We start from the raw sequence: 20,210 nt of genomic DNA on the forward strand, positions 1-20,210 counted from the left end.
GCTCCTGAGGTGCCACAACGTAAGCGTTTACCTTATGTCCCATCCTAACCAGCTGCCTGCGCCTTCGCAAAGGCGGCGGGATAGCTTTGGGAGACTGAAATCACAAAGCGTGCCAACCCCAGTGATCAAAGATCCAGGGAGAGGGCCAATCGAGGTGCAGTTTCACAAAGCCTGGATGGGGTGAGGGTTGGCTTGACGGCCACTCCAGCCGGTACGAGCCGTCTGCGTTCCGCATGATCGGCGCGTCCTGCCAGGCCCAGTCCCTGACGCCGGCGGGCGTCGCGACCAGCACTCGAAGCCAGCGATGCAGGATGGCTGGCGGCCGCCAGGGTAAGCGCATATCTCCCGAAACATCGGCTGCCATATAACGTTCGGGACTAAGCGCCAGGCGCCGCATGCGCCCTCCGCTCAACACCATTTGCGACCGATGCTCCGCCAAGGCCTGCAATTTGCGCTGCTGCTGCTCCGGGGTGGCGTCGATCCGAATCGGGTATTCGGAGAGCCCCCCTGCGCTGTGGACCGGATAAGCCCATTGCAGCGGTGCGGGATGAATGCCGGCGAGCGCCAGGCGGCACAGCACATGCGCGGCACCGTGGTCGGGGTGACTGTCCTCCAGCGCCGGAAAACAGACCAGCGTGGGACTAAAGGAGGAAAAGATGCCTTGAAGCATGGCAACGGATGCAGCGGTGTTGTCGCGTAAATGGCGTGTCACATCCATATCGAGCCAACCTAGCGATTCCAGTGCATCGGCCGGAAGGCCCAGATGCGCGATGGCATGCTTCGCTTCGCCGCGTCGGCGTGCACCCCAGCGTTGACGATCGCTGTCGCCAATATGCAAACGACGCTCGATGTAACGCTGCGGCCACGGGTTGTTGTCGCCATCCGTCAGCAGCAACAAGTGAACTGCTCCGCCCGCCGCCAACACCTGCTGTATAAGCACGCCGCATCCCAGTGTTTCGTCATCCGGGTGAGGCGCTACCACCAGCAAACGTGTTTGCGCAGACAGCGGCAACGGCTGCATCAGCGCCAGCGTCCAAGCAGTTCCAGTAGCAATAGATCGCCACGCAGCGGACCGCGTAACGCTTCGCGCGTGCGATTGGCTGCGTCATACCACGCACCCAATTGCTCGACGTCCAGCGAACTGGATAGCGGACCATTTCCAGCGGTAGCGCGTGCACGTATTTCGTCGGCGACCGCTTGCGCTGCAAACCACAGCCGTTGGTCTGGCGTGTTATCCAGCCAGCGGCGACCCATTTCGATCGGATCGCCGCGGCCCGCAGCAAGCGCTGCGAGATCCTTTCGCACATCCTGCCGCTGCGCCAGCGAACCTTCTTGTGCCCAGATGCGCGCAAGACCAGGATTGCCGCCGGCCGCGGCAAGCGCAGCTGCAGCGTCGCGCACGCCCTCACCCTGCAGCCATGCCAACGACTCAGCCTGTGAAGGCAACTGAAATTCAATGCGCTGACAGCGGCTGCGGATAGTGGCAGGCATGCGCCACGGTTCGTCAGCCAGCAGTAACAGCATGGTTTGCGATGCGGGTTCTTCGAGCGTCTTGAGCAATGCGTTCGCTGCAGCATTATTCATCGCATCGGCAGGATCGATGCTCGCAATCTGCCACCCACCAAATTGGCTGGACGTCGCCAGACGTGCGGACAATTCGCGAATCTGATCGACGACAATTTCCGAACGCTGCACGCCATCCTTGCGCAGACCGTAACTTAGCGACACGTAGTCAGGATGCGTGCCTGCATCAAACAAAAGGCAACTGCGGCACGTGCCACAGGCATCGCCATCGCTTGAATTTTGACAAAGAAGTCCACGCACAAAGCGGCGCAGAAAGTCTCGCTTGCCCAATCCACGCGGACCACAAAGCAATAACGCATGCGGCAACGCATTGCGTTGCCGGCGTGCCTGCAGACGCGCCCAGTGTTCGGCGTGCCAAGGCGGCGTGCTCATGCTGCGCTCTCGAACAAATGCGCGGTGGCTGCCAAAGCGTCGCGCAGCACGTATTCGGGCGTCTGGCCGGCATCGATCACTCGAAAGCGTGCAGGTTCCGCTTCGGCGCGTTGACGATAGACGTGCCGCACGCGTTCAAAGAAGGCATCCGCCTCGGTCTCGATGCGATCGGCCGCACCGCGACCGGCGGCACGCGCACGTCCCGTCGCCACCGGCAGATCGAGTAACAACGTCAGATCGGGCTTGAGTCCTGCACAAGCCCAGCGTTCAAGTTCGGCAATCCGCTCGACCGGCTGACCGCGGCCGCCACCTTGATACGCGTAGCTGGCATCGACGTAGCGATCGCACAGCACCCACTGCCCCGCTTCCAGCGCGGGGAGAATGCGTTCGCGCACCAGCTGCGCGCGCGCGGCGAACATCAACAGCAATTCGCTTTCCGCACTGATATCCGGATGCGCAGGGTCGAGCACGATGGCGCGAATCGCTTCACCCAGCGCAGTACCACCCGGTTCGCGCACTTGCAAAAGCGTCACGCCACGCGCGGCGAGGTAGTCATGCAGCCCCGCCAGCAATGTGCTTTTGCCAGCACCCTCGCCACCTTCGAGCGAAATAAAGCGTCCGTGTCGGTTCATTGGCAATGCTTCAGCTGATAACAGGCGACGTTGCGGTTTTGCTCGTCCAGCGTCGGGGCGAATACATGCGTGCCATCGCCCTTCGCCACGAAGTAGAGATCATCGCCCGCGGCCGGATGCAGCGCAGCCTCAATCGAGAGTTTGCCCGGCATCGCAATGGGCGTTGGCGGCAGACCGGGACGGGTATACGTGTTGTAAGGCGTATCGGTGGTCAGATCGACCTTGTGGATCGTCCCGGTGTAACTGGCGCCCATGCCGTAGATAACGGTGGGATCGGTCTGCAGCAACATGTTTTTCTGCAGCCGGCGGATAAACACACCGGCGACGCGCTGGCGCTCATCCGCACGACCGGTCTCCTTCTCCACGATGGAGGCGAGAATCAGTGCGTCGTAAGGCGTCGCCAGCGGAAGGTTGAGATCGCGCTTCGCCCACGAGGCATCGAGTGTTTTCGACATGGCGTCGTGCGCGCGCCGCAGTACATCCAGGTCGCTATCGCCCTTTACGTAGGCGTAGGTTTCCGGAAGAAAGCGCCCTTCCGGTTTCTCGTTCGGAGCGCCGATCTTCTGCATGATCGTGGCGTCGTCGAGGCCAACAGTGTCGTGCTTCAACTGGTCGGCTTTGGACAGCGCCTGCAACACGTCGTGGAAATTCCAGCCATCGACGATGGTGACGTCGCGCTGCATGACCTTGCCTTGCGCCATATTGGTAAGCAGCTGTTGCGGTGTCATGCCTGCAACTAACGCGTATTCGCCCGCATGCAATCGACCGGCCACATGCATTTCCTCCGCAAGCAGGCGCCAGTAGAGCGGAGCCGCCGTGCTAAGGCCCTGCGCACGAAGCTGATGGACGATGTCCTTGAAGCTGGTCCCACGTCCGAACTCGATGCTCTGGCCTGTTGCGGTCACTCGCAATGGGGTGTTGCCGAATCGCGAAAAATCGCGCCAGAACCATGCGGCAATGACTGCGCATGCGAGTACCAGCACCAATAAGACGAAGCGCCACGATGAACGCCCCAGATTCGCTCCACTACGGGTCATGCCTGCTCCATCGCAAATCCGAGATCGCGCCAATGCTGTTGCATGGCACGGGTTACCGGACCGGGAGCGTACACGGTATCGCCCACCGCCTGAACAGGCAGAATGCCGCGAATGCTGGAACTGAGGAAGAGCTCGGAAGCCCCGAGACATTCCGCTACGGATAAGTCGCGGATTTGGCAGGCGGGCAAAGCTTCCAATACTTCCGCACGTGCGACACCCGCAACGCCGCAACGCTCCAGCGACGGCGTCACGGGAACGCCGTCGACAACAGCGAAGAGGTTCGCCGCCGTCGCGCAGATCGCGTGGCCGTGCTGATCGCTCAATAGTCCCTCGCCGATGGCCGGATCGTTCCATTCGGCACGAGCGAGCACCTGCTCGAGACGATTGAGGTGCTTCATGCCGGCCAGCAAAGGCTGATCGGCCAGAGTGGTTTGGCATGGATGCAGGCGAATGCCATCGCGATAGATCGACGATGCGACAGAGGGCATGGGGAACGCCGCGACGATGCGCGTGGTTACCGTGGCGGATGGCAGCGCGTATCCACGCTCTCCTACACCGCGCGTTACGGTGATTCGCACGACAGCTTCTCGCTGATTGCCCACTGCTTGTTGCGCTTCCTGACGAAGCAGGTGCGGGTCTGGCGCAGGCATGTGCAAGCGCTCGCAACTGGTCAGCAAGCGATGCATATGCCTGCCCCACAATGGCGCATCGTTGCCAAGGAAACGGATCGTCTCGAACAGGCCATCGCCATAGGCAAGCCCGCGATCAAGCGCCGATACGCTATCCAGCGGCTGGCCATTCACCAGCATCATCAGCCGGTGACTCCCAGAGCACGAAGCATGCCGCGTGCCTTGGCGCGCGTTTCGTCCAGTTCTTTCGTCGCCACGGAATCGGCAACGATGCCCGCGCCTGCGCGCAACGTCACCTCGTTTCCGCTCAAGGTCAGCGTGCGAATGAGGATGTTCAAATCCAGATCGCCATTACGGTCGAGATAGCCCAATGCGCCGGTATAGGCACCGCGCGGGGCATCTTCGATCGATGCAATGATTTCCATGCAACGTACTTTAGGGCAACCGGTAATCGTGCCGCCCGGGAAGGTTGCAGCGATCACCTGCCCTGGCGTAACGCCATCGCGTACACGACCGCGGACGTTTGAAACGATGTGATGCACGTGCGCATAACTTTCCACGACCATCAGTTCGTTTACTTCAACCGTACCGGGTCGGCAAACGCGGCCGAGATCATTGCGCTCGAGGTCGATCAGCATGACGTGCTCGGCACGTTCTTTCGGATGCGCCGTGAGTTCGCGAATGCGGGCCAGATCATCGTCGCCCTCGACACGCGGCCGAGTGCCCGCAATAGGCCGGGTTTGCGCGATACCGCGACGTACTTCCACCAGGCGTTCGGGTGACGAGCTGACGACGGCCCAACCGCTCTGCTGCAGCAACCCAGCGAACGGAGCCGGATTGGCGTTGCGCAGTGATGCGTAGAGCGATGTGGGCGTCGGTGGTGAAGCGAAGGTTGCACGCCACGCGCGCGACAGGTTCGCTTGAAAGAGATCGCCCGCATGCAGGTGTTCGTGAATGCGCTCCACACCGCCAAGGAATAGCGAAGGATCGTCTTCTTCGATGACTTCAGGCGCGGCGAGTGCAGCAATGAATGGCTCCGCGTGCAGATCCGCTTCCATTGCATCGAGCAAGCGTTCTTGTCCCGTTTCCGCAACCAGAATCGTTTGCTCGCGCACGTGGTCGACGATGATCGCGGCGGGACAACGCACCGCCAGCGCCACAGGCAAATCCTGCGTTTGACGCAAGCGAAGAGTGGGTTCTATTTCCGCAGCAAGCTCATAGGCCAGCAATAGCACCCAGCCACCGTGAAATGGCAAGCCGTCATCTTTGCTTTGTGCGACACGTTCAGCGCGCCACGCAGCATCGAGTGCATCCAGAAAACGGCCTGGCACGACCTCACCGTTTTCGCCTTGCACCTGCCCACTCGATGAAAGACTCAGCGTGTCTTGCGGGAACGCGAAAAGAATGTCGTACCGCGCCTGCGCGCTGACGCGCGTGACGCTTTCAAGCAACGCCGGATAGCGCTCTGGAAACGCAGCGGCCGGCGCGAGCAGATCGCGCCGGCCGGCGAGTGTACGTATTGCGCAGGTCACTTAGATGCGACGGAAAGCGAGCGTACCGTTGGTGCCACCGAAGCCAAACGAGTTGGAGATGACGATGTCGAGCTTCGCATCGCGTGCGGTGTGCGGCACGAAGTCGAGATCGCAGCCCTCACCCGGCTCATCCAGGTTGATGGTGGGCGGAATGACCTGATCGCGCAGCGCCAGAATGCTGAAGATGGCTTCCACACCACCTGCTGCGCCGAGCAAGTGACCAGTGGTCGACTTGGTCGAACTCATCGCGAGCTTGTACGCGTGATCGCCGAACACGCTCTTGGCGGCGAGCACTTCGCCCAGATCGCCCAGCGGCGTAGAGGTGCCGTGTGCATTGATGTACTGCACATCGGTCGGATTGATGCCGCCATCGCGCAACGCCGCAACCATGCAGCGGGCCGCGCCTTCGCCACCTTCGCTCGGCGCAGTGATGTGAAACGCATCGCCGCTCATGCCGAAACCGACAAGCTCGGCATAAATGCGCGCACCGCGCGCCTTGGCCATTTCGTATTCCTCCAGCACCAGCACGCCGGCACCGTCGGACAACACGAAACCGTCGCGGTCCTTATCCCACGGACGGCTTGCCCGGTGCGGATCGTCGTTGCGGGTGGACATCGCCTTGGCCGAACAGAAGCCCGCCATCGCCGTGCCGGTCGTAGCAAACTCAGCACCGCCAGCCACCATCACATCCGCATCGCCGTACTGAATCATGCGCGCCGCGAGACCGATGTTATGTGCACCCGTGGTGCACGCCGTGACGCACGCGATGTTCGGTCCCTTCAGACCAAACATGATCGACAAATTGCCCGACACCATGTTGATGATCGAACTGGGCACGAAGAACGGCGACACGCGGCGCGGTCCCTTCTCGTGCAGCTCGATCGACGTGTCTTCGATGGTGTTCAGGCCACCGATACCAGCACCCACCGCCACGCCGATACGCGGCGCGTTGGCTTCCGTGATTTCCAGTCCGGAATCGCGCAGGGCTTGAGTGCCCGCCGCCACGCCGTAATGGATGAACGGATCCATCTTCTTCACATCTTTCGGTGCCATCCATTGGGCTGGATCGAAGTCGCGCACCTGGCCCGCAATGCGGGTGGCATAGGCGGTGGCATCGAAGTGCGTCACCGGACCGATGCCACTGACACCCTTCTGGATGTTTTCCCAGGCGGTGGCGATGTCGTTACCGACCGGCGAAATAATGCCCAGGCCGGTCACTACCACTCGTCGTTTGCTCATGGACTTAATTTCCTAACTGGTTCGGAGAGGATCAGCCGGCAGGCATCACCGTCCGCGAGTCGCGATGTGTACCGGCCGCGCATACCATACGGGATCGGACGTTACACATTGCAGAAACGAAAACTGCGCCTTGATGGCGCAGGTTCCGGTGTCACTACGTAGTGCATGGGCCGCGGGCTCCGCGATCCCGACACAACGATTCATGCTCAGGCGTTAGGCTTGCTGTGAGCCTTGATGTAGTCCACAGCCTGCTGCACGGTGGTGATCTTCTCGGCTTCTTCGTCCGGAATTTCCGTTTCGAATTCTTCTTCGAGAGCCATCACCAGCTCGACTGTGTCCAGCGAATCTGCGCCCAGATCGTCCACGAACGAAGCGTTCGCTGTGACCTCATCTTCCTTGACGCCCAGCTGCTCGACGACGATTTTCTTGACGCGTTCTTCGATGGTGCTCATGTTGCCTTTACCTCCCAAGGGGATTTGTTTGTCTTGCCGGACTTTTTGCCGACAAATTCTGCGGCATTGTAGTGGCTAAGCCGCGAAGCCGCCAATTATATGCCAGTGGGAACTAACCGCCACAGTGCCTGCGCCGAGGCGAAGGCGCCGATTGTCGCCTAAAAAGGACGACTTGACGACTTTTTCATATCAGCCAGGCCGCCTAGGGCCCGAAAAATTCAAACGGTGTTATGGAGGTGCGGCTCGCGCATGCAATAGGCCAGCACCCGTGAAGACCGCGATCAGGGCATGTACATGCCGCCGTTCACGTGCAAAGTCTCTCCGGTGATATAGCCGGCAGCAGGCGATGCGAGGAAGCCAACCGCCTTGGCGATGTCGCTGGCATCACCCAGGCGCCCGAGCGCGATCTGACCGAGCAGTGCCTGCTTGGATTCTTCCGGCAGGCCGCGTGTCATGTCGGTATCGATAAAGCCCGGCGCCACCACATTGACGGTGATGCCGCGCGAACCGATCTCGCGCGCCAGCGATTTGGAGAACGCAATGATGCCAGCCTTCGCGGCGGCGTAGTTGGACTGTCCCGGATTACCGGTAAGGCCAATGACCGAAGCGATCGAAATGATGCGGCCCTTGCGCGCTTTCATCATGCCGCGCATCACGGCTTTGGACGTGCGATATACCGAGGTGAGATTGGTATCGAGAATCGCCTGCCAATCTTCATCGCGCATGCGCATCAGCAACTGGTCGCGCGTGATGCCTGCGTTGTTGACGAGAATCGACACGGCACCGAATTGCTTGGTGATGTCGTCGATCAGCGCATCCACGGCGGCGCCTTCGGTGACATTCAACACACGGCCATGACCGCCGTGCGGCGCAAGACGCTTGCCAATGGCCGCAGCGCCGGATTCGCTGGTCGCCGTGCCGATGACGGTTGCGCCCATCGACGCCAGTTCATCCGCAATCGCCGCACCAATCCCGCGGCTGGCGCCGGTGACCAGTACGATTTCGCCTTTCAGTGTGCTCATTCGTTAGTTTCCTTGAGAAACGAAGACCGGGAGGCGCTCACGCCCACTCGCTGCGCGCGGCGTCGATATCCGTCGGCGCACCAAGCGCGCGCGCTTCCACACTCTTGTCGATACGCTTGATCAGACCCGACAGCACTTTGCCCGGCCCGCATTCGGCCATGCGCGTGGCGCCACCTGCAACGAGCGTCTGCACGCATTGCGTCCAACGCACCGGCAGATACAACTGACGTTGCAGTGCGCCGCGGATGTCGTCGATGGATGTATAGCTGCGTGCTTCAGCGTTCTGCACGACAGGAATGGCCGGTTGCTGCCACGCGATAGACGCCATGCGTTCGCCGAGTTTGTCCGCCGCATCGCGCATGAGTGCGCAGTGAGATGGGACAGACACCGCCAGCTTGATGGCTTTCTTCACACCCAATTCGGCGAGCTTGGCCAACGCGCGATCGACCGCTTCGGCATTACCGGCAATCACCAGCTGTCCAGGTGAATTGAAGTTGGCCGGCGATACCACCTGGCCTTGTGCGACTTCGGCGCAGACAGCAGCGATCTGTTCGTCATCGCCACCGAGAATCGCAGCCATCGCTCCAACGCCTGCCGGCACAGCGGCCTGCATCAAGCGACCACGCTCGGCAACCAGTGCCGCGGCATCATGTAGCGACAACGCACCAGCGCACACGAGCGCGCTGTATTCGCCGAGGCTGTGGCCAGAAAGCTGCGCGGGTTGCACACCGCCAAGTTTCTGCCACACGCGCCACACGGCAACGCTCGCTGCGAGCAAAGCGGGCTGCGTGTTTTCGGTGCGGTTGAGCTGATCTTCGGGTCCCTGCTGGCTGATTGCCCACAGGTCGACACCCGCACCTTGCGAGGCTTCATCGAAAGTTGCTTTGACGTCGCTGTTAACAGCGGCGAGATCGGCAAGCATGCCGACCGATTGCGAACCCTGGCCAGGAAAAACAAAGGCGAGCGATGCGGACGTTTGGGTCATGAAGAGGCGCAATTCATCGGGTAAAAACGAAATGGTGCCATCATTGCGTGACGTACGCAGCCGTATTCGGCTGACGCACGCCATGTTTATCGCAGGCGTTTGCCTGGATCAGTAGCGCAACAGCGCCGAAGCCCAGGTGAAACCGCCGCCGAACGCTTCCAACAACAGGTTCTGGCCCCGCTTGACCTTGCCCGAGCGCACCGCGAAGTCCAGCGCGAGCGGCACCGAGCCGGACGATGTATTGGCGTGCTTGTCGACGGTGACGATCACCTGTTCCATCGGCATGTTCAAACGCTTGGCCGTAGCCTCGATGATGCGCAGGTTCGCCTGATGCGGAATCAGCCAGTCGAGTTGCGATGCGTCCATACCGGCGGCATTGAGCGTTTCTTCGACCAGCGAATCGAGGGTCTTGACGGCAACCTTGAACACTTCGCGGCCGGACATGCGAATACGCACGCCGTGATTGGGCTCGTCCTTGAAACCGACAGAGACGCCGACCGGGTTGTACAACAGTTCCTTGTGACCGCCATCGGCGTGCAAGCAGGTTGCGTAGATGCCCGGTTCGTCTGACGCCTCAAGCACCACAGCGCCAGCGCCGTCGCCAAAGAGTACGCAGGTTTCGCGCTCGGTCCAGTCGACCATTCGTGTCAGCGTTTCGGCGCCGATCACCAGCACCTTCTTCGACTGACCGCTACGAATGAATTTGTCGGCGATGCCCAGCGCGTAAACGAAACCGGAGCACGCTGCATTGACGTCGAACGCGGCGCAGCCGTTCGCACCAAGACGATGCTGCACGAGGCATGCGGTGGACGGGAAAATGATGTCGGGCGTGGTGGTGCCCAGAATGATCAGATCCAGGTCGGCCGCTTTCACGCCCGCGGCGTCCAGCGCGCGCTGCGCAGCAAGCGTGGCCAGGTCGCCGGTGGTCTCCCCTTCTACAACAACGTGACGCTGGCGAATGCCGGTGCGGGAATGAATCCATTCGTCGCTGGTATCGACGAATTTCTCAAGGTCCGCGTTGGTCAGAACGCGTTCCGGCAAGGCACTGCCGGTGGCCATGATGCGGGAGTAAATCTGAGCCATTGAATTTCCATCAGCGGGCGGACGGTGCTTTCGTCTTCCGTCTCACATGGAGTCGGCACACCAAGACCGCAACGTTACGTTGCCTGACGCAAGAACGCAAAGCGGCGCGTCACCGCGCCGCTTTGCGGAACCGGATTCCGGAGCCTGACGGCTCGCAGAACCAACTTAATCTTCTTCGACCACCGAAACGTTGGTGTCGATCACTTTCTTGCCGCGGTAGTAGCCATCGGCGGTCACGTGGTGACGACGATGCACTTCACCGCTGGTCGGATCGGTGGCCAGCTGCACGGTGCTCAGCGCGTCGTGCGAACGACGCATGCCGCGGGTGGACGGGGTCTTGCGGCTCTTTTGAACGGCCATGATGGTTCTCCAGCTAAATCAGGTCTTCTTGAGTTCGCGCAATACCGCGAACGGGTTTTTGGGACGCTCATCGGCGGGCACTTGCTCCTCCGGCGGGCGGGTGACTTCTTCGGGCAACTCGCTGTCCGGGTTGATCGGTATCAGCGGCAGCTCCAACAACAATTCGTCTTCGATGACATCAAGCAGGCTCAGCTTGTCGTCCTCGCCGATCAGCAGCGGCTCGTATCCGGCCGGAAGCGCAGATTCATCGCGCTCGGAACGGATCAGACCCAATCGGCTTTCCAGCGAGACCGGCATCACGAACGGTTCGAGCGAGCGCTGACAAATCAGCCACAGAGGCGCCTGAACACGAACGTCTAGGTATGCCGTGCCGTACTCGTCCCGACCGAAATCGAGCTCGTACTGCGCCAAACCTTCCTTACTTGCCAGCACTTCACAGAGGCGAGGCATTGCGGCGACGGGTAGTGACCCCTGAAACGAACGCCGCGCCGAAACCATGCGCCAAGCGTCCACAGACTCTGGCAGTGTGGCGGACATAACTTGGAAATATTAAGTTTCCGGCCCCTTCAAGTCAACCGCGATCGACATCGCTGATCGGGGCGTAAACCGCGTCACGCCTCGGATCATCGCGCTTTGCCTGAATCGGGCTCATACGGCAGACTGGTCTCTGTCCCCCGCCCTGAGCCGATTCGAACCAGTGGATACCTACCTTTCGATCGGCCTGGCCATCCTGTTCATCTTACTTGCATCGGCCCTGGTGGGCGCGTTCGTGCTGCGAAAAATGACTCGTCGCGCCACCAGCCTGCGTCAGCTGCTGGAGCTGGCAGACCGCCTGGAGGCTGACCTGAAGGCTTGCCGTGCCCGGCTCCAGCAGGCCCACGCGGTGATGTCACTCAACCCGGACCTGCCCGCCGCCAGTGAGCAGGAGGCGGACCACGCGGTCGAAGCCGGTTTGCGTGCCCTGCTCCAGCAGCGCATCTGGATTCGCGATCGCGCGCCCACGGCCAGCCAAGGCGAGCTGGACGCCGCGATCCGTGACATGGACCAGACCCGTGAGCGGCTCCAGCCGCTCCTGCAGGCGCTGGGACAGGCACAGAACGAGCTGGATACGGCCATGCGCGAGCACATCCGGCAGGATGCCGGGCAGTGACGCCTGCGCGCATCGTCTTAGGTTCGACCTCACGTTATCGCGCCGAGCTGCTTCGGCGACTCGGGCTGGACTTCGAGGCCCGCGCGCCCGGCACCGTCGAGCATGTCGTCGCCGGCGAGCCTCCGGCCGATCGGGCTCTGCGTCTGGCTATCGCCAAGGCCACGGATGCGGGTGCTGGCTTGGCAGACGCGCTGGTGATCGGGTCGGATCAGGTGGCTGAACTGGAGGGCCACGTGCTCGACAAACCCGGCTCCGAGCAGCGCGCGTTTGAACAACTCGTTGCGTGTTCCGGCCACGTCGTCAATTTTCATACGGCGCTTTGCCTGTTCGATTGCCGAAACGGCAAGCACCAAACTCATGTCGATCTGACGCGCGTGCACTTCCGCGTGCTCGATGCGGCGGAAATCAAACGCTATATCGATCGCGAACAACCGCTGGATTGTGCGGGCAGCTTCAAATGCGAGGGATTGGGCATCTCGCTTTTTGAGCGCATTGATAACAGCGACCCGACCGCATTGATCGGCTTGCCGCTGATTGCATTGACGCGATTGCTACGCGACACGGGCGTCAACATTCCCTGACGTTATTCGCCTGCTGCGGCATTGCGCCAGGCCACACAATTATTCGAATTGTTTGTTTCATCAACCGCTGCAACATTGCCGCGATAGAACGCAATGCTCTTGCGATTGTCGAACAGAGCCAGTCTTTGAACAGGCTGCAAATTATCGATGCGCGCACAAAGCGAACCCAGCCACGGCGCACGTTCGCGCTCGCGCAACGCATGCTCGTCGACAACAAGCAACACTTGGCTCCCTGCATGCGCGTGACGCAAGGCCGTTTCGTCCAAGCCCCATAAGGCGAGTTGGGGAGCGCGTCCATATTTCACGTTCAACGGGCTATCCAGCGAATACACCGGATATTGGCTATTGAATTGAAAATCCAGTTCGGCAGCCATCATGAAGTTGTCGGCAACCAGCAAAGCCGGGCGTGCAGCTAACTGCGCCTTTGCGATGTCCCCACTCTGTTTCCAGCCGATAAAACTGGTCGGAAAGGCACGCGCCGCTCCCAACCAGTGCGACGAAACAGGATTGGCTGCCAAACCCAAGTAACAGAGACCCACCACTTGCGCGAGCAATGCGATCCCTGCGCAGACAACGGTAAACGTGCGCCAATTCTTTCTGACAGCGTCACGCAGCAAGACAGGCAACGCCGCCATCAACGGCAAATAGCCAGGCAAAGGCCAATGCACACGAAAGCGCTGATCGTCTGCAAAAAGTCCGGCAACGAAATAGACGACGATAAACGTAAGCGACAAGTACGCGATCACATCCCACGGACCGCCTTCCCTGCGTCGTCGCCAGCAACACCACGCTGCCCACAACGCACTGATGTACAAGAAAGGCGTGCACGTGACCGCTTGTTCCAATGGCTGCACCAGGGTATCCGCATGAAAGCGCCATGGATTGCGTTCCACCAGCTGAAACGCCAGCCCCGCACCATGTTGCTGCCAGTTGGAAACAACAAGTGGAATCAAACCCAGCGCAGCGATCAGCATCGCCAACCAGAAACCACCGCGCGTCCACTGCTGGCGGCCACGCGGTGTGAAAAGAAATAGCAACAACCCCGCCACCATGTACATCGCCGCCCGGTAGTGGCTTAGCCAACACACCGCAAGCGCAACACCCAGCAGCAACCAATCGCGCAAACGGCTCTCGTCCATCGCACGCAGTAGTGCCAACATCGCCATGGCACCGGCAACGGTGAGCGGCACATCGGGCAGCGCCACCACTCCTAGGCTTCCCGCGAGCGGCAAACACATGCACAGCAGCCCAGATTGCCAGGCTGCTCGTTCATCAAACGCATGCCTACCAAAAGCCACCAGCACCCACGGCAAACAACTCCCCAGCAACAAGAAGGGCCAACGCATTCCCCATACGCCATGCGCCGCCACGCTCTCTCCTGCTCGGATCAGCCACGCGGTAAGCGGCGGCAGATCGCTATAGCCCCAGGCGAGGTGTCGGCTTTCCTGCCAATAAAAGGCCTCATCGCCCAAAGGCTGCAGCGTTAGCGCAAGCACCAGCTTGATGACGAGCAGGCACAAGAAGACTGTGACGAATGCCGCTCGCCAGCGAGCAACACCCGCGACTACACTGGGATCGTTCCCCACGTCGGTCCTTGCCTCCCATCCCATGTCAGCCATCACCCCGCTTCGTGATGAAATTCTGCAGCAGCATCTCCATGCTGCCATTGCCCAGGTCAATAAGGTGCTGCTCGGCAAGGCGCGTCAGGTCAAACTGGCGTTTACCTGCCTGATCGCAGGTGGCCACCTGTTGCTGGAAGACGTGCCAGGCGTCGGCAAGACCACGCTTGCGCATGCACTCGCGGCAACTTTCGCGCTCGATTTCCAGCGCGTGCAGTTCACCAGCGACTTGCTGCCTTCGGACATTATCGGGGTCAGCATGTACGAGCGCGAGACCGGAGAATTTCGTTTTCATCAAGGCCCGGTGTTCGCGGGGTTGCTGTTAGCTGACGAAATCAACCGCGCCACGCCCAAAACACAAAGCGCATTGCTTGAAGCGATGGCCGAAGGACAAGTCACAGTCGACGGCCAGACACACGCGTTGCCGGAACCGTTCTTCGTGGTGGCGACACAGAATCCGCTGGATCTTGCGGGCACGTTCCCGTTGCCCGATTCGCAGCTCGACCGCTTCATGCTGCGCGTATCGCTCGATTATCCCGACGCCAGCGCCGAACGCGAATTGCTCACGGGTACGGATCGCCGCGACTTGCTCACGCGGCTGACTCCGCAACTGGATGCAGCGGGCCTCAACGCGCTTTACCGGCAAGTACAAACCATCACGGCCAGCTCCGCACTACTCGACTATCTGCAGGCGCTGCTGACCGCGAGCCGCCGTCATCCCGATATCCGAGTGGGTCTGTCGCCACGCGCGGGGCTATCGCTGCTTGCCGCGGCACGCGCCTGGGCGATGCTGAGCGATCGCGGACACGTGCTGCCAGAAGACATACAGGCGCTGTTCGTGCCACTGGCGGCGCATCGGCTTGTGGCATCACGCGGTGCAAGCGGTGAAACGCTTGCGCGCACGCTATTGAGCGAAGTCGCCGTCGACTGATGCGCGCGCCATTTCAGCGTCTGCAGCGATGGGCCGAACGCCGGCTGCCGTCACTCACGCGGCACAGAAAGCAGGAGCAGTTGCCCGTCATCTTGCATCGGCGGCGCATTTACATCGTTCCCACCGGCTTCGGTGTCGCCTTCACCGCGTTACTGATGGTGATGCTGACCGGCAGTCTCAACTATGCAAACAATGCTGCGTTGTTGCTGACATGTGTGCTCGGCGCGGCGACATCCATCAGCATGCTCATCGCCTTTCGCACCTTGAATGGGTTGCGCATCCATGGATTGCGCGCCGGTTATGCAACGGCTGGAAATCCGATTGATGTCACGTTCGATTTCCAGGCGACGCGTCTGCGGCAAGCGGTCCGGCTGGATATTGCAGACAGCATGCATGCGTTTGATGTCACCGGTCGAACCGACGTCACGGTGAGTCTTCCTACGGAACAACGCGGCTGGCTTGCCATTCCGCGTTTTCGCATCTGGACGACCTGGCCGATGGGTCTGTTTCGCGCGTGGAGTTGGTCCAACCCCGAATACGCTGTGCTTGTATGGCCACGGCCGGAGTTTTCCGGGCCCGCCCCTGCACAGCCGGTGGAAGACAATCGCCGCCAACGCCTGCACCGCGGCGAAGATCTAGCCGCACTTCGCGATTACCGCAGCGGCGACTCCATGCGTCACGTGGCGTGGAAAGCGAGTGCACGTCACGATATGTTGCTGGTGAAAGATTACGAGCAACCCGAAGCCCGTCAGGAATGGCGCCTGGATTGGCGAGACCTGCGTGGACTGGACGACGAATCGCGTATTTCCCGCCTCGCACGCTGGCTTGGCGAGGCCCAGGCGCAGGGGCGTCAGTACAGTCTGTGGCTTCCGACGGAAGTGATCACGATCAGCAGCGGTTCGGCACACTATGCGCGTTGCATGACCGCGCTGGCATTGATGCCATGATCAACCTCGCGCAACTTTTCCATCGCACCCCGTTGCAGCCGAACGTCAGCGAGCGCACGTTCAACCTGATGTGCCTGACGACGGCTTTCGTATTGGCCGTGCACGCTCCGCATGTTCCATGGTCGCTCACTATCGCGTTCGCGCTTGGGCTCGCGCTGCGCTGGTGGCAACGAAAGCACCGCCCCGGCAAGGTTTCCGGCTGGATCAAAGTGCCGATGCTGCTGATCCTGGTCGCTGCCGTGATTGCGCAATACGGCAATGTGTTTGGCCGTGAGCCCGGCTCCGCATTGGCGGCAGGTTTGCTGGTACTGAAACTCACCGAGAGCGAATCGTCGCGCGATGTACGCGTGGGCGCTGCGTTTGCATGCTTTCTTCTCATGGCCGCGCTGCTATTCGGTCAAAGTCTTGTCGCAACCGTCGTCGTGGGGCTGGGTTTGCTGCCTGCCTTGAGTACATGGCGCTCGCTCGAGCCCACGCAGATCACGTCAACTTTACCTCGTCAGTTGTTGCCTGCCGTCGTGCTGCTTGCTGTCTCGCTCCCTCTCGCAGCAACAGCGTTCCTGCTGGTGCCGCGCCTGAGCTCACCCTTGTGGGGCACGTCCGGACAACAGGCAGCGCGAAGCGGCTTGTCGGATGAAATGTCGCCCAGCGATTTCACCCAAATACTCAGCGACGACAGCCCAGCGATGCGGGTGACGTTCGATGGGGCACCGCCACCGAATCACCTGCGTTATTTCCGCGCCTTTGTTTTGTGGAACTACGACGGCGAAAACTGGACACGCGCCGATCGACCCGAGGTCGCTTCCCTGCCGATCGAAACAACAGGTGCCGTCAACTATCGAATCAACCTGGAGCCGACTCACCAGCGCGTACTGCCCACGCTCGATGTTCCGATGCAGGCACCCGCACAATCGCACATGCGCTCGGACGGCGAAGTGTTCGCCGAAAAGCCTGTCGATGACGTGATGGATTACGGATTGCGTTCGGCGGTGAATTATCGACTCGAAGGAAACATCGACGCCGACGTGCGCACGATGGCGTTGCAGTTGCCGTCAGGTTTCGACCCACGCAGTCACCAGCTCGCTGCGGAACTTCGAAAGCGTTACGGCAATAACGACGTCGCCATCATCAACGCAGTGCTCAGCCTTTTCCACAACGGTGGTTTCCGCTACACGCTAGGACCCGCGCCGTTGGGACGTAACGCGATTGACGATTTCCTGTTCAATACACACGAAGGTTTTTGCGAACATTACGCATCTTCTTTCACGGTGCTCATGCGCGCCGCCGGCATTCCCGCACGCGTTGTCACCGGCTATCAGGGTGGCTACTGGAATGCGATGGGAGCGTATCTGCTGGTGCGCAATTCCGATGCGCACGCGTGGAGCGAAGTGTGGCTGCCGGGGCGCGGCTGGATACGTGTGGACCCTACCGCTGCCGTGCAGCCGCAACGCATCAACCTTGGCGCTCAGGATGCCGGTGGCGATCAGCTCGCCTGGTATCGATCCGAATGGGTGGAGTCGATACGAAATCACTGGGACATCGTCAACCGATGGTGGGACAAGGGCGTTATCGGTTTTGACGCCATGCGCCAACGCGGACTGCTAACGCCGTTTGGCATACGCGACGCTGACACCGGCATTCTGGAAAGATTGCTGGGCGTTGGCATTGCGTTTTTCGGTGCAGTGGGTTTGCTGTGGGCGTTGTGGCGTCGACCGGAGGGTGATCCCGCCCTCGCGGCGATGCGCGCGCTGGAGCGCAAACTCGCCCGTGCCGGGGTCATCCGTGGGCGTAGCGAAGGGCCTCGCAATTACCTTCGCCGCGCAATTCGTTCGTTGCCTGGGCAGCGCACGGAACTGGATCATTTGATGAGGTGTTATATCGAACTGCGCTACGCCACTGTCGAACCTCACCCCGAATCTTTACGCGCTTTTCGGCAGGCAGTACGGAATTTCCAACCGCACCGCGTGGTCTAATCAAAGCGCAACGCTGTAGGATGCAACCGCCCACGATGGAGAAAAAAGTCATGTCTCCCCTATTTCGATTTCTTAGCCTCGCAGCGGCCTCTGCCCTGTTGGCCGCGTGCGCCACGGTGCCGCAGCCGCTGCAGGGCACCTTCGCCCCTGTTACATCGCTGAATGCGCAGGCCGGTAGTGCCAGCGGCCAGACGGTGCGCTGGGGTGGCGAAATCATCAGCACCGAACCGGGTCAGCAAGCCACCTGCTTCTACGTGCTGGGCCGTCAGCTGGATGATCAGGCACGCCCCATCCGCAACGGCGGCGATGCCAACACCCAAGGCCGTTTCGTCGCCTGCCGCGCCGGCTTCTACGATCCGGAAGTGTTTACACGCGGCCGCGAGATCACCGTCACCGGTACCGTCCAGGGCTCGATGAGCCGCAAGGTGGGTGATTACGACTACAACTACCCGCGTGTGGATGCGACCGTGGTCTACCTGTGGCCCAAGCGCCCGGTCGGCGGCGGTTATCCGTATGGCCCGGGCTGGTACGACCCGTACTGGGGTCCCTATTGGGGTCCTTACTGGGGCGGCCCGTATTGGGGCGGTTTTTGGGGCGGCCCGGTGATCATCGTTCGTCACCGCTGATCGTTCTGGATGAAGCATAAAAAACGCCGGCATCTGCCGGCGTTTTTTATGGGTGAAAGGTGGAGCACCCACTCAGCCCGGCGGCCACGTCATCCGGCGGCCCGCCAGCAAATGCACATGCAGGTGAAAAACGGTCTGGCCGCCATGTTCATTGCAGTTGATCACCGTGCGATAGCCGTCCTTGTCGAACCCTTCGCGCTTGGCGTAATCGGCAGCCGCAAGCACTAGCTTGCCGATCAGTTCCGCATCGGCTGCCGTGGCGTCGTTCAACGTTGCAATCGCCCGCTTGGGAATAAACAACACATGGACCGGCGCCTGCGGATTCAGGTCGCGAAAGGCCAGCACGTCATTGGTTTCATAGACGATATCGGCCGGAATCTCGCGGCGGATGATCTTTCCAAAAATAGTGTCGCCCATAGATCTCTCCTTCCGTTACAGGCCGGTCATTCCACCGATTGCCGACTGCCAAATGCATGCGCCAGCGTGCTTCGATCGACGTACTCCAGTTCGCCGCCCAGCGGCACACCGTGCGCCAATCGCGTTGGACGTATGCCTGCGGCGCGCGCAAGTTGTGCCAGATAGTGCGCCGTCGCTTCACCTTCGACGGTGGGGTTGGTGGCGAGAATCAATTCCTCGACATCGCCTTCGGCAAGGCGCTCGCTCAACAAGCCCAGTCCGAGCTCTTCCGGCCCCAGCCCATCCAACGGCGAAAGCCGGCCCATCAGCACGAAGTACTGTCCACGATAACCGGTGGCCTGTTCAATGGCGGCGAGATCGGTCGGCGACTCGACCACGCAGAGCACATGACGATCGCGACTGGAGCTTGCGCAGATCGCACAAACGGGCGTCTCGCTGAAATTGCGGCAACGCGAGCAATGACCGATTTTCTGCATCGCCTGCTCAAGCACCTTCGACAGCTTCAAGCCGCGCTCACGCTCGCGCTCCAGCAAATGGAACGCCATGCGCTGCGCACTCTTGCCACCCACGCCGGGAAGGCAACGAAGCGCTTCGATCAATTCGTTGAGGAGTGGAGAGCCGCTCATGATCTACCGAAAAAAAACCTGTAATGACGCAACGATGCTTGGCGGAACGATGCGCTTGGTCCAACCGCTCATCGGCGACGCCGCCCTTTAGAACGGCATCTTGAAACCGGGCGGCAGACTCATGCCGGACGTCACATTGCCCAGCCTGGCTTTGCTGGCCTCGGCTACCTTGTTCACGGCATCGTTGATCGCGGCGGCGACGAGGTCTTCGGCCATTTCCGGATCATCCGCAAACAGCTTGCGATCAATCTGGACGCGACGGACTTCATGCGCACCGCTCATCACCACGCTCACCAGACCGCCGCCGGAGCTGCCGGTCACTTCCAGCTTGGCGATTTCTTCCTGCGCGCGCTTCATGTCTTCCTGCATGCGCTGCGCCTGCTGCATCAGCTGGCCAAGTTGTCCTCTCATAG

At 60.9% G+C, this 20,210-nt stretch carries 23 protein-coding genes; 6 read left to right on the forward strand and 17 right to left on the reverse strand.

All coding sequences use genetic code 11. From position 1 onward, the window contains the following. Window positions 1-100: 100 nt before the first annotated feature. The 13 genes from EKH79_RS05780 to EKH79_RS05840 form a co-directional block, all read right to left on the reverse strand. The gene (locus tag EKH79_RS05780) at window positions 101-1,021 is read right to left on the reverse strand and encodes a PIG-L deacetylase family protein (RefSeq protein ID WP_126672817.1); all 921 of its coding nucleotides are present in this window, start codon (window positions 1,019-1,021) and stop codon (window positions 101-103) included. Beyond that, on the reverse strand, window positions 1,021-1,956 hold the full coding sequence (gene holB, locus EKH79_RS05785) for a DNA polymerase III subunit delta' (RefSeq protein WP_126672818.1): 936 nt from the start codon (window positions 1,954-1,956) through the stop codon (window positions 1,021-1,023). Before holB ends, EKH79_RS05780 begins: the two co-directional genes overlap by 1 nt. Continuing rightward, the gene (gene tmk, locus EKH79_RS05790; protein WP_126672819.1) at window positions 1,953-2,588 is read right to left on the reverse strand and encodes a dTMP kinase; all 636 of its coding nucleotides are present in this window, start codon (window positions 2,586-2,588) and stop codon (window positions 1,953-1,955) included. Before tmk ends, holB begins: the two co-directional genes overlap by 4 nt. Then, window positions 2,585-3,625 (reverse strand): endolytic transglycosylase MltG, encoded by a 1,041-nt coding sequence (gene mltG, locus EKH79_RS05795; RefSeq protein ID WP_126672820.1) that lies wholly within the window; start codon window positions 3,623-3,625, stop codon window positions 2,585-2,587. Before mltG ends, tmk begins: the two co-directional genes overlap by 4 nt. Next, a complete protein-coding gene (gene pabC / locus EKH79_RS05800) occupies window positions 3,622-4,437 on the reverse strand; it encodes an aminodeoxychorismate lyase (RefSeq protein WP_126672821.1) in 816 nt (271 codons plus the stop codon). The genes mltG and pabC overlap by 4 nt, the downstream gene beginning before the upstream one ends. Next, window positions 4,437-5,786: an aminodeoxychorismate synthase component I gene (locus EKH79_RS05805; protein ID WP_126672822.1), complete on the reverse strand. Its 1,350-nt coding sequence runs from the start codon at window positions 5,784-5,786 to the stop codon at window positions 4,437-4,439. Before EKH79_RS05805 ends, pabC begins: the two co-directional genes overlap by 1 nt. Further along, window positions 5,787-7,025 carry a beta-ketoacyl-ACP synthase II gene (fabF, locus tag EKH79_RS05810; protein WP_126672823.1) on the reverse strand — a complete coding sequence of 413 codons (1,239 nt, stop codon included), beginning with the start codon at window positions 7,023-7,025 and terminating at the stop codon, window positions 5,787-5,789. Window positions 7,026-7,231: 206 nt separating this feature from the next. After that, window positions 7,232-7,477 (reverse strand): acyl carrier protein, encoded by a 246-nt coding sequence (gene acpP / locus EKH79_RS05815; RefSeq protein WP_126672824.1) that lies wholly within the window; start codon window positions 7,475-7,477, stop codon window positions 7,232-7,234. Between the two features lie 281 nt (window positions 7,478-7,758). Next, on the reverse strand, window positions 7,759-8,499 hold the full coding sequence (gene fabG / locus EKH79_RS05820) for a 3-oxoacyl-ACP reductase FabG (RefSeq protein WP_126672825.1): 741 nt from the start codon (window positions 8,497-8,499) through the stop codon (window positions 7,759-7,761). A gap of 37 nt (window positions 8,500-8,536) precedes the next feature. Further along, window positions 8,537-9,484, reverse strand: a complete 948-nt coding sequence (fabD, locus tag EKH79_RS05825; protein ID WP_126672826.1) for an ACP S-malonyltransferase — start codon at window positions 9,482-9,484, stop codon at window positions 8,537-8,539. Between the two features lie 108 nt (window positions 9,485-9,592). Next, window positions 9,593-10,567 (reverse strand): beta-ketoacyl-ACP synthase III, encoded by a 975-nt coding sequence (locus EKH79_RS05830; protein WP_126672827.1) that lies wholly within the window; start codon window positions 10,565-10,567, stop codon window positions 9,593-9,595. Window positions 10,568-10,732: 165 nt separating this feature from the next. Continuing rightward, on the reverse strand, window positions 10,733-10,927 hold the full coding sequence (gene rpmF, locus EKH79_RS05835) for a 50S ribosomal protein L32 (protein ID WP_126672828.1): 195 nt from the start codon (window positions 10,925-10,927) through the stop codon (window positions 10,733-10,735). Between the two features lie 18 nt (window positions 10,928-10,945). Then, on the reverse strand, window positions 10,946-11,425 hold the full coding sequence (locus EKH79_RS05840) for a YceD family protein (RefSeq protein ID WP_126672829.1): 480 nt from the start codon (window positions 11,423-11,425) through the stop codon (window positions 10,946-10,948). Window positions 11,426-11,624: 199 nt separating this feature from the next. Here EKH79_RS05840 and EKH79_RS05845 point away from each other — a divergent pair, with 199 nt between their 5' ends. Together EKH79_RS05845 and EKH79_RS05850 are read left to right on the forward strand one after the other, a co-directional pair. Beyond that, on the forward strand, window positions 11,625-12,077 hold the full coding sequence (locus EKH79_RS05845) for a hypothetical protein (RefSeq protein ID WP_126672830.1): 453 nt from the start codon (window positions 11,625-11,627) through the stop codon (window positions 12,075-12,077). Beyond that, the gene (locus EKH79_RS05850; protein WP_126672831.1) at window positions 12,074-12,658 is read left to right on the forward strand and encodes a Maf family protein; all 585 of its coding nucleotides are present in this window, start codon (window positions 12,074-12,076) and stop codon (window positions 12,656-12,658) included. Before EKH79_RS05845 ends, EKH79_RS05850 begins: the two co-directional genes overlap by 4 nt. A gap of 2 nt (window positions 12,659-12,660) precedes the next feature. On the opposite strand, the gene EKH79_RS05855 is transcribed toward EKH79_RS05850, so the two are convergent. Beyond that, window positions 12,661-14,277 (reverse strand): ArnT family glycosyltransferase, encoded by a 1,617-nt coding sequence (locus EKH79_RS05855; protein ID WP_233590196.1) that lies wholly within the window; start codon window positions 14,275-14,277, stop codon window positions 12,661-12,663. On the opposite strand from EKH79_RS05855, the gene EKH79_RS05860 reads away from it, so the two are divergent. The 4 genes from EKH79_RS05860 to EKH79_RS05875 are packed head-to-tail and all read left to right on the forward strand — an operon-like array spanning window position 14,267 to window position 18,754. Further along, on the forward strand, window positions 14,267-15,208 hold the full coding sequence (locus EKH79_RS05860) for an AAA family ATPase (protein WP_126672832.1): 942 nt from the start codon (window positions 14,267-14,269) through the stop codon (window positions 15,206-15,208). The two genes, EKH79_RS05855 and EKH79_RS05860, sit on opposite strands and share 11 nt — an antisense overlap. Next, entirely contained in the window at window positions 15,208-16,155 is a 948-nt protein-coding gene (locus EKH79_RS05865) for a DUF58 domain-containing protein (RefSeq protein WP_126672833.1), read from the forward strand. The genes EKH79_RS05860 and EKH79_RS05865 overlap by 1 nt, the downstream gene beginning before the upstream one ends. Continuing rightward, window positions 16,152-18,128, forward strand: coding sequence for a transglutaminase TgpA family protein (locus EKH79_RS05870; RefSeq protein ID WP_126672834.1), 1,977 nt, complete (start codon window positions 16,152-16,154; stop codon window positions 18,126-18,128). Before EKH79_RS05865 ends, EKH79_RS05870 begins: the two co-directional genes overlap by 4 nt. Window positions 18,129-18,178: 50 nt before the next feature. Next, on the forward strand, window positions 18,179-18,754 hold the full coding sequence (locus tag EKH79_RS05875) for a Slp family lipoprotein (RefSeq protein WP_126672835.1): 576 nt from the start codon (window positions 18,179-18,181) through the stop codon (window positions 18,752-18,754). Between the two features lie 72 nt (window positions 18,755-18,826). Here the strand turns inward: EKH79_RS05875 and EKH79_RS05880 are convergent, their stop codons facing one another. The 3 genes from EKH79_RS05880 to EKH79_RS05890 form a co-directional block, all read right to left on the reverse strand. Further along, on the reverse strand, window positions 18,827-19,171 hold the full coding sequence (locus tag EKH79_RS05880) for a histidine triad nucleotide-binding protein (RefSeq protein ID WP_126672836.1): 345 nt from the start codon (window positions 19,169-19,171) through the stop codon (window positions 18,827-18,829). 26 nt (window positions 19,172-19,197) lie between these two features. Next, window positions 19,198-19,797, reverse strand: a complete 600-nt coding sequence (recR, locus tag EKH79_RS05885; protein ID WP_126672837.1) for a recombination mediator RecR — start codon at window positions 19,795-19,797, stop codon at window positions 19,198-19,200. 87 nt (window positions 19,798-19,884) lie between these two features. Beyond that, complete coding sequence (locus EKH79_RS05890; RefSeq protein ID WP_126672838.1) at window positions 19,885-20,208, reverse strand: YbaB/EbfC family nucleoid-associated protein; 324 nt, start codon at window positions 20,206-20,208, stop codon at window positions 19,885-19,887. Window positions 20,209-20,210: the final 2 nt, after the last annotated feature.

Source organism: Dyella dinghuensis (assembly GCF_003977615.1).
In the GTDB taxonomy this organism is placed as follows: domain Bacteria; phylum Pseudomonadota; class Gammaproteobacteria; order Xanthomonadales; family Rhodanobacteraceae; genus Dyella_B; species Dyella_B dinghuensis.